The organism is Caballeronia sp. LjRoot31, from assembly GCF_964253885.1.
Taxonomy (GTDB): Bacteria; Pseudomonadota; Gammaproteobacteria; order Burkholderiales; family Burkholderiaceae; genus Caballeronia.
Map to the genome: position 1 here is coordinate 195625 of NZ_CAXURX020000002.1, position 14645 is coordinate 210269.

The window sequence follows — 14645 nt, forward strand, 5'->3', positions numbered from 1 at the left end:
CTAAAAAGCGGACCGCACAACTCCGCCGTCCACCCGCAGCGCAGCGCCATTCGTAGCGGACGACGCTTCCGAGCACACGTACACCACCATATTCGCCACTTCTTCCGTCGTGGCAAAACGCTTCAGCAGCGAACTGGGCCGCGCCGTTTCGAAGAAGCCTTTCTCGAACTCTGCGAACGATTTGTCGCCCATGCCCTTCGCGGCCATTTCGTCGAGACCGTCAGAATGCGTCGGACCGGGTAATACCGCGTTCACCGTCACGCCGGTGCCTGCGCAGTGTTCGGCGAGCCCACGCGACAATCCCAGTTGCGCCGTCTTCGTCACGCCGTAGTGAATCATCTCGACGGGAATCTGTATGCCACTCTCGCTGCTGATGAACACCACGCGACCCCAGTTCTTCGCTTTCATCTTCGGCAGATAAGCACGCGCCAGCCGTACGCCTGACATCACGTTGGTATCGAAGAAACGCAACCATTCGTCATCCGGAATTTCCTCGAACGGCTTTGGATCGAAAATGCCGAGGTTGTTCACCAGCACATCGACAGCCGGATAGCGTGCAACCAGAGAATCGATCTGGCTGGCGTCGGAGAGATCGCCGGCGAAACCTTCCGCGTTCGCGCCGGGCACCCCGGCACGTAGTTTCGCCAGGGCTTCATCGACGGATGCCTGTTTGCGCCCGTTCACGATCACACGCGCACCTTCACGCGCCAGTCCGGTGGCAATGGCGAGGCCAATGCCTTTCGTCGATCCCGAGACGAGCGCGAGTTTGCCTTCCAGATGCAGGTCCATGAAATGTGTACTCCTTGATCAGTCAATTTCGAAGAGCGCTCAGAAGCGAATGAAAACCGCCCGCCACAAGGGATGTTCTCCTTCTGGCAGGCGGTAACACAACAGTCTGCAGCAGTTTCACGAAACGCCGCTGCACCTGAGCGCCCTGGCGTTCGCCGTTTATCTTGCATCATCGCCACATAGTGGGGCGGGCGGATGACGCAGCGATTGACTTAAATCTATAGTCGTCCCATGAGCAGCAGCACGATCACAACGATCACGACCACGCCCAGGATCCCACTTGGGCCATACCCCCAGCTACGGCTGTGCGGCCATGAGGGGAAAGCGCCGAGCAGCAGCAGGATCAACACGACAAGCAAGATTGTTCCGATCATTCCACTTCCCCTTAATTATTAAAGTCTGCTGAAGAGTGAATGGCGATGCCGCGTTTGATGCGGCGTGAGTATCGGCGGATTGCTTCTTTACGTGTCCGCTGCGCCAATACCCTCGCGATTACCGCTTTCTTACAGCAAGCGCTGTGCCCGTCGGGAAAAGCATGTGGAGTAAGGCGGGTGGCCGAAAGAGGAACAAACAGCCGTCGGCTATCGGCAAATTCTGCAAGCACGCGAGGGGTTTGAAAAAACCGCTCGCGCTTTAATACGAAGGGGCTTAAAACCGCGTTTGGAAAAGCCCGTCAAGTCTTCCATGTGCCGCTTAGAACAGCCCGCGGAACACCCAGAACAATCCCGCGGCCAGCGCAATCGAAACCGGCAAGGTCAAAATCCAGGCAAGCGCGAGGCTGCGCACGGTGCGCCACTGCAGTCCTGAACCGTTCGCAGCCATAGTTCCCGCGACCCCTGAGGACAGCACGTGGGTCGTACTGACGGGCAAGCCGTAGACGTCTGCCGCGCCAATGGTCACCATCGCGACCAGTTCGGCCGACGCCCCTTGTCCATACGTCAGATGGGTCTTGCCGATCCGTTCGCCGACCGTCACCACGATCCGCTTCCAGCCGACCATCGTGCCCAAGCCGAGCGCCACCGCCACGGCCACTTTCACCCACGTCGGAATGAACTTGGTCGCATGGTCGAGCTGGCCTTTGAAGTTCTTGAGCACGGCGGCGTCATCGGCGGCGAAAGCAGGGGCGTTTTGCTTGTCCATCAGGCGCAGCGCTTCGGAGGCCACATACATATTGTTGCGCACGTTATTCACGATATTTTGCGGCACGGCCGCCATCGAGGACGCAGGCCCGACTTGTCCGTCGATGATCTCGGTGAGCTGCTCCAGCGCGACAACCGTGTCCGGCGCGACCGTCTTGGTCTGCACGTAGCGCTGCACCGTACCGCGCGGGTCGGCAACGGGGGCGGCGCCGTTGGTGTACTTGCTGAGCACTTCGGAGGCGTGATGGCCGACCGACAGGAAGGTCTGCGTCTCGGCCGGCGTAACGGCCTTGTTCAGCGCATAGGCGGTCGGCACGGTGCCGATCAGGATCAGCATGATGAGGCCCATGCCTTTCTGGCCATCGTTGGAACCGTGCGCGAACGACACGCCCGTGCAGGTCAGGATCAACAGGCAGCGAATCCAGAATGGCGGCGGCGTGTTTTTCTTCGGCTCTTTATAGAGCGCGGGAACGCGCACCACGAGCTTCATCACGTAGAGCAGCAAACCCGCCAGGATGAAGCCGACCACCGGCGAGAACAGCAGCGACTTGCCCACCGCGACCGCCTGGCCCCAGTCGACGCCCGAGGTTCCCGACGGGCCGTGCATCATCTGGTTCATCAAGCCGACGCCGATCACCGAACCAATCAGCGTATGGGAGCTCGATGAAGGAATGCCCAGCGCCCAGGTGCCGAGATTCCAGATGATCGCGGCGATCAGCAACGCGAAGACCATCGCAAAACCCTGCGATGTCCCGACGCCCAGGATCAGTTCCACCGGCAGCAGTTGCAGGATGCCGAACGCCACCGCGCCGCTCGACACCAGCACACCGAGAAAATTCCACATGCCCGACCAGACGACGGCGAGGTTCGGCGCGAGCGAATTCGTATAGATGACGGTGGCGACGGCGTTTGCCGTATCGTGGAAACCATTTACGAATTCGAACCCAAGCGCGATCATCAAGGCGACGCCGAGCAGGATGTAAGGCAGCATTGAAGACTGTTGGACCGACTCCAGGTCGTGCATCAGGTGCGTCACGCAATAGATAATGCCAACGCCGATCACGACGAGGAATATCGGCATGCTCAGCCTGCGTCCGAGCGAGCGAGGTCCGTTGCTGTCGTTGCTGTCGGGAAGAGTCAAGTCAGGCATGGAACGTCCTTTGGGCTAGAGGCTGCGCGAGTACGGAAGGGAATTCAGGCGTAAGGAAATACCGGCAAGGCGTCGCTTCTGGCGAAATGCGTTGCTCATGGTTGCATAGGCTTTATGTCGGTTTGATGACGCTTGAAACAATGAAATTCGTCTGATCTGACGGTGTGGTTTGCGACTTGCTGCCCGGCAAGGACAGCCGCTCATCATGGGGAAGTTATGTTGCAACTCGTCGAGTTGAGGATGGTTGCTCTGGATGCGCCGAACGGTCCGCCAGCCGAAGCGCTGGCGCGATTGAGCCGGTTCGCAACGGCGCGCCGGACGGATTTCGTGCTGCGATCGCACAAAGCCAGGACGAAGCTGGCTGATTGGGAAGTCGCAATCGAGACTGACGATGACCATCGGGTTTTCGTGGCAAGGCGCCGTGACTGGCCGCTGATCCGGCGAATTGAAACCGAGGCAGGGCCTTTTGACACGCTGCATGCCTGGATCAAGTCGGAGGCAGTGCTAACTGATCTCAAGAACCTTCTCGGCGATACCAGCTTTGCATTGAGCGAAGCCACCGAGACGGCGATCGTCGAGTGGGATACGCCCGGCGAGATGGATACCGGTGTGCACGTGCGCGCCACGCTGCGGCTTGACCCGGATCACCCGGCAATGCTCACGCTAACCGCTGCCCCCGACGCACGCGAGGCGCTGTTCGCGACCGCCCATGAGATCGCGGAGACGCTGTCGTTCCTGATCGTGCCGATCGCTATCGACCGCTCTTCGCGTGAGCCGGTCAGGGCCGGCAAGCTGAAGTTGTCGAAAGACGCCAGTCCGACCGATGCATTCGTCGAGATCGGCAAGTCGGTTGCGGCGCAATGGTTCGGCAACGACGCTGCATCGCGCGGCGGGCTCGAGGTGGAACACGTGCATCAGTTGAGAGTGGCGCAGCGCCGCTTGAAGACGGCGCTCAAGCTTTTCCCCGAATGGATCGACGGCACCTGGACCACCCGGGTCACACCCGATCTGAAATGGTTCGGCGACTTGCTGGGTGATGCCCGCGACTGGGACGTCTTCGCCGACGCTACGCTTGCCGCCTACGCGGCATCGGATGACTCGCAGCATAAGGACACGTGGAAACCGACGCAAAGCGCCGCCGATATCCACCGCATCGCGGCCCGCCAGCGCCTGCAGGACGCGATGAATTCCCCGCGCTACGCTCTTCTCGCGCTGTCGTTTGTCGAGTGGTTCAGCACGCTCGAAGCGCCCCCGAAGCATGCAGACCAGACGCTCGCCGCTTATGCGCAGAAGCGCATCACGAAGCATTATCGGAAGATCGAGCGGGCGCCGGATCTCACCACGCTCGATGCACCCACGCGACACAAAGTGCGGATACACGCCAAGCGCCTGCGTTACGCACTCGAATTTTTCAGCTCGCTGCTGACCCGGAAAACCCGTAAGCAAGTTGAAGACGCATTGGGGAATCTGCAAAGCGTCCTGGGCGATGGCAACGACGCGGCCGTCGCTGCTCAGCGGCTGGCCGATCTGAAAGAAGCCAGCGATTTCCAGAAGGGTTTGGCGAAGGGCTTTGCCGTCAACGCGCAACGGATGAGCGCAATGGAAGGCGAGCGCATTCTGCGCAAGATAAAACCGCCGCGGATCAAGTGAATGCATCGATATAATCTTCCGTACTCTCTTGCCACGCGCCCCGCGCTCGCCCCATGACCGAAGAATCCCGTAGTACACCGCACGATGCTATCGAAGTAGGCGGGTCAGTCTGGCTTCGCAGCGGAGAGGTCACGCTTGGCGGAGCAGCGCGCATCGCGTTGCTCGCGGCCATCCAGCAGACCGGTTCGATCACGGGCGCGGCGAAGGCAGTCGGAATGAGTTACAAAGCGGCGTGGGACGCCATCGACACCATGAACAACCTCGCCGGCACCACGCTCGTCGTCCGTGCCACGGGCGGCAAGGGCGGCGGCGGGACCACGCTGACGGCGCAGGCGCTGAGACTGATCGATACCTATCGGGTTATCGAACGGGAGCATCAGGCGTTTCTCGAACGCGCGGGCGCGGCGATTGAAGGTTTCGCGCAGGACTGGCGGCTTATTGGACGAATCGGTATGAAAACAAGCGCACGCAACCAGCTGTTTGGCACGGTCAGTAAAGTCACGCGCGGTTCCGTCAACGATGAAGTCGAACTCGCGTTGCCCGGCGGCCAATTCATTGTCGCGGTGGTCACGCACGAAAGCACCGCATCCCTCGGTCTCAAGGAAGGCGTTGAGGCGTTTGCGCTTGTGAAGGCGTCGTGGGTAATGCTGATGGTCGATGACGCCGGAGGGTCTTCCGGACCCGTGCGGATCTCGGCGCGAAACCAGTTGCGCGGCAAGGTGTCGAGCGTGACGCCGGGTGCGGTGAACGCGGAGGTTTCTCTCGCACTGGACGACGCTACCACCGTCACGGCAATCATCACCAATGAGAGCGTGACCACGCTCGGCCTCGTGCAAGGTCAGGTTGCCATCGCGGCGTTCAAGGCGTCGAGCGTGATTCTTGGCGTGACGGATTGAGGGTGTCGAGCGCATCGTCCGGCTGCACGATGCCTTCGCGCAAACTCACGACCTGATCGCCGAACATGGCAACGTCGTCTGGATCGTGCGTAATGAGCACCATTGGAATATCCAGGCGGCTTTGAAGATCAGCCAGTTCCTGGCGCATGCGCTGGCGCAAGGTCATGTCGAGCGCTGAAAAAGGCTCGTCGAGCAAGAGCAATTGCGGATGCGGGACCAGTGCGCGCGCCAACGCAACGCGTTGCTTTTGCCCACCCGACAATTGCGCCGGAAACTGCCGGGCAACCTGGGTCAGATCGAACGCGTTCAACCAGTAGTCCACATTGGTGTGCGCAACGTGTTTCGACGGATTCCACCAGCCGCGCTTCAGGCCGAAGGCAATGTTCTGGCGCACGTTCAGGTGCGGGAACAGCGCGTAGTCCTGAAACAGGTACGCGATCCGGCGCGCTTGCGGGCTCAGGTCGATTGCGTTGGCTGTATCCAGCAGCGTGGTTCCATTCAGGACGATTTCGCCTTCATCCGGCTTGATCAGGCCTGCAATGGTTTGCAGCGTCAGGCTTTTGCCTGCGCCCGACGGCCCGAACAGCACGATGCGCTGACTGGTTGAGCGAAACGCGATATCGAGCATGAAATCGCGCTCGGGCGTGATGAAATGCTTGCGCAGGCGGACGGAAAGGGCGGTCATGGCGGTTACGTTTAACGCACCGATGCGGTGGAGCGCTGCGGCAGCAGCCGTCCGGCTGCGAGCAGGATGACCACGCACGTGACCGAGGTCACGATCACGAGGATGTTTGCGGTGCTGTCATCGCCGGCCTGGACTGCGGCATAGACGGCGACCGAGAGCGTCTGGGTCCTGCCCGGCAAGTTCCCCGCGATCATCAGCGTGGCGCCGAACTCCCCCAGCGCACGCGCAAATGCGAGCAGCGCGCCGGCCAGGATGCCGCGGGCGGCGAGCGGCAGCGTCACGCGGAAGAACACGGCGGCTTCGCTGACGCCGAGTGTGCGTGCCGCGCGTTCGAATTGCGGATCGACCGTCTCGAATGCGGTACGCGCCGACTTCAGCACGAGCGGAAACGCGACCACGGCGGACGCGATTACCGCGCCTTGCCAGGTGAATACCAACTGGATGTCGAACTTGTCGAGCCATGCGCCGATCACGCCGCGCCGGCCTAGTAACACGAGCAGGTAATAACCGAGCACGGTCGGTGGCATGACCAGCGGCAGCGTTAGCAACGAGTCGACGAGCTCACGCGCCGACGAACGCCAGCGTGACAAACCGAATGCCACGGCGACGCCGAGCACGACATCGATTGCTGTCGCCCATCCCGCTACTTTCAGCGACAACAGCAATGGAATCCACGCCTGGTCCATGGTTTTGCGTTCTATCTGGGTTCTATCTATATAGCAGCGTTATTTCACTGGCGGTTTGAAGCCGAATTGCGCGAGCGTTTTCTGGCCGTCCGGTGACAATACGTACGCGATGAACTGCTGGGCATCGGCGGCGTGTTTGCTCTGGGCGACCTGGGCGATGGGGTAGGTAATCGATGTTTGTGTCGGCACGTTCAGCGCCACTTTCACGCGATCCGGCATCACGGCGGCGTCGGTGCTGAATACGAAGCCCGCGTCCACTTCGCCGCGCGCCACGTAGTCCAGGCTTTGGCGCACGTTGGCCGCGAGCACGCCCTTGGCGCTGACTGCGTCCCATACGCCGGCTTCCTTCAGCGCGCCTTCCGTATAGCGGCCGACCGGCACCGATGCCGGGTCGCCGTAGGCCACGCGTTTCACGCTGGCGGCCGTGAGATCTTTGACGCTGGCGGGCGCAAACGTGCTGTCTTTCGGGACGATCAGTACGAGCGAGTTCGCGGCAAAGTCGCGACGCGAGTCGGTATCGATGACCTTTTCGTCGATGGCCTTGTCCATGGCCTTTTGATCGGCGGAGGCGAACACATCGGCGGGAGCGCCTTTCACGATTTGCTGCATCAACACGTCGGAGGCGCCGAAGTTCATCAGGACTTTCGTGCCGGGATGCTGTTTCTCGTAGGCGTCGCCGATGGCTTTGAACGCATTGGTCAGGCTTGCCGCGGCGGAGACGACGATTTCATCGGCGTGGGCGGCGGATTGCAGCGTGAATGTGAAGACAGCGGCGATCAGCGAGTGTTTGAGATTGAACACGATGGACAGGTCGAAGGGAATGGAAAGCGTATCGTAATATAGTTGGGGTTATAACGGGAGGGGGTTTTCGTTCGCACTCGGGGTTTGGGGTGGGGGGGGTTGGGCGTTGGGGTTGGCGATCGGGGTCTATGCCGGGTTGGTGCTTTCGGCCGTGGTGGTCTGCGAGAGTCGGATTTTCTCTTTATCACTATTAGCCACTGTGCGTGGCGGCACGTCATTTCTTTGTCCAAAGCGACAAAGAAACGAAGCAAAGAAAACGCTTTTAAACCACGCTACCCTAAGTGTCCACAGCGTGCAGTTTTCATTCATAGGTGCCCCAAAAGCACGGTGCTCGCCAGAGCCACGGATGTGTGAACCCCTCCTTCTCGCGAATCCTGACATGAACACGCTTCGCCCCGTACGCTCTCGGGCAAGCACAGTTTGCCAAAGGACCCGCACGGCCTCAGGAGTCTTCACTGCTTCATGACTTGCAGGTTGGCGGCGTAGTTAGCGCGGTCGTCTTTGCAGGTTACGGTCGGACGCATATTTACAGCGTCGTTCTTTTTTGATTGCTTGCGTGGCCTGCACCTTATTTTCGCCTACTATGGCCTTGCGCATTTCGATGGCCTCGTTTTTGTGCGGGTTTGTAATATGGTTCGAAGTGCGTACTAATCTGGTGGTTGGTTGTCCGTGGATAGCGCGGGGTGATTGGCGAAGCTGGCCCGGGGGCCCTCCAGCGCAAGCCACTCACCCAACCTACCACGAAACGAAGCCTTAAATGCGGGTGGGGCCGAGCGGGTTGCCGGGCGAATGGTGCTTGCCCGAGAGCGTACGGGGCGAAGCGTGTTCGTGTCAGGATTCGCGAGAAGGAGGGGTTCACACATCCGTGGCTCTGGCGAGCACCGTGCTTTTGGGGCACCTATGAATCAAAACTGCACGCTGTGGACACTTAGGGTAGCGTGGTTTAAAAGCGTTTTCTTTGCTTCGTTTCTTTGTCGCTTTGGACAAAGAAATGACGTGCCGCCACGCACAGTGGCTAACAGTGATAAAGAGAATATCCGACTCAAGCAGACCACTAACACTGAAAGCAGCAACCCGGCATAGACCCCGACCACTAACACTGCCAACCCGAACCACCCCATCCCCCAAACCAAGCGCGAGCGAAAACCCTTTTACGATTCCGACGTCCCCGAAAACCTAACATCGATATGTTGCGCCGGCGGTGCAATGGGCTTGTCATAGCGCCCCGCTTTCCATCGAGCACGAATATAAGGTTGCTCACGGCCTGACAAATGCAGGGCAATATCAGTGATCCAGCGCTGCGAAGGCACCGAAATCCCATAGAGCGTGATGGCCACCATCGCAAGACTCACCACAACCGGCGCCCCTGACAACTTGCCGGGTTCCGCCCGCCACGCGAACACTACGAACACCAGCGCAGCGAGCGCGCCGAGCCCGCATCCTGTCACCACTTCCGACACTGAATGCGCATTCAACAAGATTCGCGACACGCCGACCACAATTCCGATCAACACGCCCACCGACACTCCCGACGCGCGCACCCACCTACGCCCCGGCAAACACGCGACGAACAACGCAACAGGCAACACCGCCGACGACACCATGGCATGACCGCTGATTCCGGTGAAATCCAGATCGCGCACACCGACACCCCATCCTATGAACGCGATTTTCGTCAACGCCACGAGCCCGCTGGCAGCGCCGAGCACACCAAGCCAGCACGCTGCGTAACGCCATGGATAACCAAGCGCCAGCCATGCGGCTACCGCGAGTGCGAGCGGAATCATGACCCCGACGCTGCCGAGCAAAGTAATGGAGAGCCAGAGTGAATGCGGCAAGTCAGGCATGAAGATTGATTCTGCAGAGCAGGGAAAGCCCACAGTATATCTGCCCAAGCGCGCTCCGAAATTTTTAGAGGGAATCTAAAAATAACAATGGATTGAATCAAAGTTCCTGCAACGTACCGTATCAACTGCGTACATGTCGGCAACGTGACGCAATGTGAAATTCAGTGGTACGCGCACGGTCCCGGAATAGATGCTATTGTGCACTGCACAACATTCGTCATTCTCGAACGGGTTTGGCGATCCATTCTTCTGTGCGGACCCTTAATTCGATGCCAAAAAGCCTGACAAAACTCTGGCTACGAGGCTTGAAACGCCTTGTAGCGACTCAGATCGCTCCGCCCCGAGCGCCCAAAACGCGCGCTCCGGCGCGGCCTGTTCGCGCCAAGGCGGCCAAACCGGTCGCGGCGAAACCGAAAATCTCGGCCAAACCACGCGTCACTCGCGAGTCACGGGTGAGGCCACGAGCCTCGGCGTGGGCAGCGGGAAAGTGGAGCCGGTCGTTCCATTCGGCCCCGCCGGCCGCGGGCCGGTTCGTCAATCACCTGGCGTACGCGTTGTATCTGCCGACTGGCGCATCCCTCACGGACATGCCGCTCGTCGTGATGATGCACGGCTGCCAGCAATCGGCCGAAGAGTTTGCGCAGGGCACGCGCATCAATTTGCTGGCGGACCGTTACGGATTTGCCGTGCTGTACCCCGAGCAATCGAAAACCGCGCACGTCCACCGCTGCTGGCACTGGTACGAAGATTCCGCCAATTCCGGCGGAGGTGAAGCGGCGGCGGTTGTTTCCCTCGTGCGCGAGATTGTTGCGCTTCACCATTTCGACTCCGAACGTATCTATCTGGCCGGTATGTCAGCCGGTGCGGGGCTGGCAGTCATGCTCGCCGTCAAATATCCGTCGCTGTTCGCGGCTGTCGGATTGCACTCAGGCGTGGTTTTCGGCGACGCAAACTCCGCGATTGGTGCAATGGACGCTATGCGGCGCGGCACCCGTAGCGACCCTGTCGGCTTGATCGATGCCGCAGTCGACGTCGCCGATTACCCCGGCATGCCGGCCATCATCGTGCACGGCGAGCTGGATTCGGTCGTATCGAAAATCAATGCCGAGCAACTGACGACGGAATTCCTGCGCCTGAACCGTTTCATCGACGCAAACGGTGCGTGGCGCAACGGCGAACGCCGCGAGGAAACTCAAGCCGACGGCACTGTTGTGACGGACTACGTCAAAGGCGGCCGGCGAGTGATCAAGACGTGCATCGTGCGCGGGTTGGGCCATGCCTGGAGCGGCGGTGACGACACCGTGCAGTTCCATTCGTCCAAAGGCCCGGACGCGTCGGCCATGCTGTGGGAGTTCTTCAAATACCAGCGCCGCGTGCAATCGGCCGTGCGTGACGAGACCCTGGTTTAGCCCTCAAGTGTTGTAAAAAAGTCTTTCGTATCAACGTGATTCTTTTTTGAGCGCTAGCATTTGCTTAGGGATTACCCTATACTTCGTTCAAAGCACTAGGTAATTACCCTAATCAATCAAGCGAGGTTCACCATGTATCTGCTCAGCCGCCTCTTCCTGTTCCTGACGAAATCCGCCGACCAGCGTGACAAGGAGCGTAACGATGCTTATCTGGCCGAAGCCACTGACATTTACGACCTCGAATACCGCATGCAGAAGCTGGATCGTCGTGCATCGTCGCGTCATCCCTCGTGGCTCGCGCAGTAATTCGTTAGTCAGAGTAGAAGGACAAGCAGGATTCGCCACGCTGAAAACGGCGTTGTCGAAGCAAAAAAATGCCGGCCACGAAGGCCGGCATTTTTGCGTCTGGTGATTGCTGGAGCAACAAGCGCGGGCTTTCTATTGCTTAAGTCTCTCCGCGCCTTCGAGCTCAGACCAACTTGACGCGTACGTCGACGTTATTGCGCGTCGCGTTCGAGTACGGGCACACTTGGTGAGCCGTCTCTACCAGCTTTTGCGCTTCAGCCGCGTCCAGTCCCGGCAGTGAAACCCGCAATTCAACGTCCAGTGCAAAGCCACCCTTGTCGTTCGGGCCCACGCCCACGTCGGCGGTAACCGTCGTGTCGGCGGGAACGGTCTTCTTTTGCTGACCGGCGACAAACTTCATCGCGCTCAGGAAACAGGCCGAATAGCCAGCGGCAAATAGCTGTTCCGGGTTCGTGCCGGCGGCGCCCGAGCCGCCCAATTCCTTCGGCGCGCTCAATTTCACATCCAGGTTTTCATCCGACGATACTGCCCGGCCGTCGCGGCCACCCGTGCTCGTTGCGGTTGCTGTGTAAAGGATGCTCATGATGTTCTCCTGTTCAATGGTTGCCGCTCGGCGGCAGAAAGAGGGTACTGCAGGTCTGAATCCGGTAACGCGGTGTCAACGGGATTAAATATATCGCGATAATGATTTGTGTGCAAACTAAATTTGCGAGTGAGCGATTGGTTGTGACTATCGGAGTTTTTAGGCTTCGTTGTGTTCCATCAGCGACGCGCGTAATCGCATCAGATCGTCGCGCAGCTTGATGAGCCGGTCGGCGTCCGATCCGGCGGCGCAATAGATTTCGCCGGGGATATCGCGGATAGCCTTCTTCAATTCACGACCGGCGTCGGAAAGATGGACATGCACCTGCCGTTCGTCTTCAATACCCCGTACGCGCTTGACATACCCCTGCGCTTCAAGGCGCTTGAGCAGAGGTGTCATGGTCGCCGAATCGAGGCTTAGCCGTTCGGCCAGCTGCTTGACGGTCAGATTGTCGCTTTGCCACAGGACCAGCATGGTCAGGTACTGCGGATAGGTCAGTCCGACCTTGTCCAGCAGCGGTTTGTACGTCTTGGTCATCGCGAGCGAGGTCGAGTACAGCGCGAAGCAAAGCTGGGCGTCGAGTTCGAGCGGGATTTGCGGGGAAGAGGTCATGGCAGTCGCGCCTGAGTACGCTAAAACGGATATGACGCTAGTGTACGCAAATATTTAGCGCACTAAGCAAGCCGCGTGTTCTCGCTTCACGGCACGCCACAAAACAAAACAAAACAAAACGTCGATGACTGGACAGTCATCGACGTTCGTTCATCCGGGAAGGTTCACACCGACGGTTCGGACGGATCCGGGATATCCGGTGAATCTTCCGATTGCACACCGAAACAGCCGCGATACGTGGCGTAAAACGAGCAATACAACGCGGTCGTGACGAGGATGGACGCCGGCATCAATACCGCGAGCGCCATTTCCTGCGCGGTGCCGAGCACTTGCATGAGCGCGCTGAGTCCGAAGGACACGGCGAGCGCAATTCCAATCCACAACACGCCGTAGATGACGAACGCACCGCGATTGCGCCAGCAACTGACGAAGCTGAAAAACAGCGCTTTCACCGGCGGCACGTCGTGCCAGGCGACCAAAATAGGTGCGAACCAGAACAGCATGGCGACCGGCAGGTAACAGACCATGGCGACCAGCACCGCGAGCGGGTTGAAGCTTGCTGCCACGGTTTCCGGATCACCGGCCGGGCCGTTGCCGAGCATCATGTTGAGCAGCAGGCCGTCATCGACCAGCGCGGACGCGGCGAAGATCAGACCCATGGCTGCCACATAAATCACGCCGAGCACAAGCAGGCGGCGTGCGACGATTTGCCCATAGGCACGAAAGCCGTCGACGAGCACCGTCGGCCAGACCGGTTTCTTCGCGATGGTATTGCGGCAAGCCGCCATGAACCCCACTGCCACGCCTGGAATCAGCAGCAGCGGCAGCACCGGACCGATCACCGGCAGCCGCGAGATCAGCGTCATGGCAAACAGATAGGCGAAGAACACCGTGAGAAACGCGAGCGGATTCCGGCGAAACAGCCAGATACCCTGTCGGAACCACACATAACCGGTTTTGGCGGGGACTTCGATCAATTGCATTGATTAATTACCGTGAACGGAAGGAGGCGCAACGTTGATGCGCTCGCGCAAAATGCGTTCGAAATGGCCGGGATCGTGAGGTTTTAGCATCTCGGCTTCGCGTGGCCGGTAAAAATCATAAAGACGCGACACCCAGAAGCGCAACGCGCCCGCGCGCAGCATGTCGTTCCAGTGATGCGCTTCGGCCGGCGTGAACGGCCGCACCGTCTGATACGCGCGCAACAACGCGTCGACCCGCGCGATATCCAGCGTGCCGCTTGGCCAATCAATGCACCAGTCGTTCACGCACACGGCGACATCGAAGAGCCATTTGTCGTTGCCGGCGAAATAGAAGTCGAAAAACCCGCCGAGCCGCGTTTCATTCGCCGTCGGATGCGCGAACAGCACGTTGTCGCGGAACAGGTCGCAATGGCACGGCCCTTCGGGCAGCGACCGATACGCGTCCGATGCAAAAAACGCCGTCTGATAGGCGAGCTCGCTCGCGATCAGCGTGCGCTGTGCGTCGCTCAAATGCGATAACACGGCGGGCACGTTCTCCTGCCACCACGCGAGACTTCGCAAGTTCGGCTGATGCGTGGGGAAATCCCGGCCGGCCAAATGAAGCCGCGCCAGCATCTGGCCCACTTCGATGCAGTGCAAGGGGCCCGGCGCCAGTTCCGGCGCGCCTTCCAGTTTCGTCACGATCGCCGCCGGCTTGCCGTTCAGCGTGCCGAAAAGCGTCCCGTCTCGACGTGGCATGGGGTCCGGTACCGGCACGGCGTGCGACGCCAGATGGCGCATCAAATCGAGATAAAACGGCAATTGCGTGGCCGTGAGGTTCTCGAAGATCGTCAACACATACGCGCCGCGCGTGGTCGTCAGGAAGAAGTTGCTGTTCTCGATACCGGATGCAATGCCACGGAAATCGACGGCTTCGCCGAGTTCGTACTGTTGCAGCCAGTCGGTGAGCTGGGAATCGGTGACAGCGGTGAATACGGCCATGCGGGAGAGCGTCGGTGAGGTTGAACAAGCAGGATGACCGACAGGCGCGTCAGTCAGGCGTTGCGTGGCCGGGAAGCGGCGGCGCGGCGCAGGGCTCAGCGGATGAAACGGGCAGCGGTCGCGGGTTG

Annotated in this window: 15 protein-coding genes; 4 read left to right on the plus strand and 11 right to left on the minus strand. The window is 59.8% G+C overall.

The window, feature by feature from the left end; genetic code table 11:
- From ACSQ8V_RS19245 to ACSQ8V_RS19255, 3 genes are all read right to left on the minus strand, one after another.
- Complete coding sequence (locus ACSQ8V_RS19245; protein ID WP_436206783.1) at nucleotides 1-789, minus strand: SDR family NAD(P)-dependent oxidoreductase; 789 nt, start codon at nucleotides 787-789, stop codon at nucleotides 1-3.
- Nucleotides 790-1007: 218 nt separating this feature from the next.
- A complete protein-coding gene (locus ACSQ8V_RS19250; RefSeq protein ID WP_213768117.1) occupies nucleotides 1008-1163 on the minus strand; it encodes a DUF3309 family protein in 156 nt (51 codons plus the stop codon).
- 319 nt (nucleotides 1164-1482) lie between these two features.
- The gene (locus ACSQ8V_RS19255) at nucleotides 1483-3078 is read right to left on the minus strand and encodes an inorganic phosphate transporter (protein WP_436206784.1); all 1596 of its coding nucleotides are present in this window, start codon (nucleotides 3076-3078) and stop codon (nucleotides 1483-1485) included.
- A gap of 216 nt (nucleotides 3079-3294) precedes the next feature.
- Here ACSQ8V_RS19255 and ACSQ8V_RS19260 point away from each other — a divergent pair, with 216 nt between their 5' ends.
- Nucleotides 3295-4728, plus strand: a complete 1434-nt coding sequence (locus ACSQ8V_RS19260) for a CHAD domain-containing protein (RefSeq protein WP_436183339.1) — start codon at nucleotides 3295-3297, stop codon at nucleotides 4726-4728.
- A gap of 53 nt (nucleotides 4729-4781) precedes the next feature.
- Entirely contained in the window at nucleotides 4782-5624 is an 843-nt protein-coding gene (locus ACSQ8V_RS19265) for a TOBE domain-containing protein (protein ID WP_436183340.1), read from the plus strand.
- On the opposite strand, the gene ACSQ8V_RS19270 is transcribed toward ACSQ8V_RS19265, so the two are convergent.
- The 4 genes from ACSQ8V_RS19270 to ACSQ8V_RS19285 all read right to left on the minus strand — a co-directional run bounded on the left by ACSQ8V_RS19270 (nucleotide 5587) and on the right by ACSQ8V_RS19285 (nucleotide 9643).
- Complete coding sequence (locus ACSQ8V_RS19270; protein ID WP_436206785.1) at nucleotides 5587-6309, minus strand: ATP-binding cassette domain-containing protein; 723 nt, start codon at nucleotides 6307-6309, stop codon at nucleotides 5587-5589. The two genes, ACSQ8V_RS19265 and ACSQ8V_RS19270, sit on opposite strands and share 38 nt — an antisense overlap.
- 11 nt (nucleotides 6310-6320) lie before the next feature.
- Nucleotides 6321-6995 (minus strand): molybdate ABC transporter permease subunit, encoded by a 675-nt coding sequence (modB, locus tag ACSQ8V_RS19275; protein ID WP_213768122.1) that lies wholly within the window; start codon nucleotides 6993-6995, stop codon nucleotides 6321-6323.
- A gap of 39 nt (nucleotides 6996-7034) precedes the next feature.
- Nucleotides 7035-7775 (minus strand): molybdate ABC transporter substrate-binding protein, encoded by a 741-nt coding sequence (gene modA / locus ACSQ8V_RS19280; protein WP_436207960.1) that lies wholly within the window; start codon nucleotides 7773-7775, stop codon nucleotides 7035-7037.
- Nucleotides 7776-8947: 1172 nt separating this feature from the next.
- Nucleotides 8948-9643: a phosphatase PAP2 family protein gene (locus tag ACSQ8V_RS19285; protein ID WP_213768124.1), complete on the minus strand. Its 696-nt coding sequence runs from the start codon at nucleotides 9641-9643 to the stop codon at nucleotides 8948-8950.
- A gap of 269 nt (nucleotides 9644-9912) precedes the next feature.
- On the opposite strand from ACSQ8V_RS19285, the gene ACSQ8V_RS19290 reads away from it, so the two are divergent.
- Together ACSQ8V_RS19290 and ACSQ8V_RS19295 are read left to right on the plus strand one after the other, a co-directional pair.
- The gene (locus ACSQ8V_RS19290) at nucleotides 9913-11052 is read left to right on the plus strand and encodes an extracellular catalytic domain type 1 short-chain-length polyhydroxyalkanoate depolymerase (protein WP_436206786.1); all 1140 of its coding nucleotides are present in this window, start codon (nucleotides 9913-9915) and stop codon (nucleotides 11050-11052) included.
- Nucleotides 11053-11184: 132 nt separating this feature from the next.
- Nucleotides 11185-11358 carry a DUF3563 family protein gene (locus ACSQ8V_RS19295; protein ID WP_075645337.1) on the plus strand — a complete coding sequence of 58 codons (174 nt, stop codon included), beginning with the start codon at nucleotides 11185-11187 and terminating at the stop codon, nucleotides 11356-11358.
- 163 nt (nucleotides 11359-11521) lie between these two features.
- Here ACSQ8V_RS19295 and ACSQ8V_RS19300 read toward each other — a convergent pair whose 3' ends face one another.
- The 4 genes from ACSQ8V_RS19300 to ACSQ8V_RS19315 form a co-directional block, all read right to left on the minus strand.
- On the minus strand, nucleotides 11522-11941 hold the full coding sequence (locus tag ACSQ8V_RS19300) for an organic hydroperoxide resistance protein (RefSeq protein ID WP_213768127.1): 420 nt from the start codon (nucleotides 11939-11941) through the stop codon (nucleotides 11522-11524).
- Between the two features lie 159 nt (nucleotides 11942-12100).
- Entirely contained in the window at nucleotides 12101-12553 is a 453-nt protein-coding gene (locus tag ACSQ8V_RS19305; RefSeq protein WP_213768128.1) for a MarR family winged helix-turn-helix transcriptional regulator, read from the minus strand.
- A gap of 164 nt (nucleotides 12554-12717) precedes the next feature.
- Nucleotides 12718-13536 carry a BPSS1780 family membrane protein gene (locus tag ACSQ8V_RS19310; RefSeq protein ID WP_436206787.1) on the minus strand — a complete coding sequence of 273 codons (819 nt, stop codon included), beginning with the start codon at nucleotides 13534-13536 and terminating at the stop codon, nucleotides 12718-12720.
- 3 nt (nucleotides 13537-13539) lie between these two features.
- Entirely contained in the window at nucleotides 13540-14517 is a 978-nt protein-coding gene (locus ACSQ8V_RS19315; protein WP_436206788.1) for a homoserine kinase, read from the minus strand.
- Nucleotides 14518-14645: the final 128 nt, after the last annotated feature.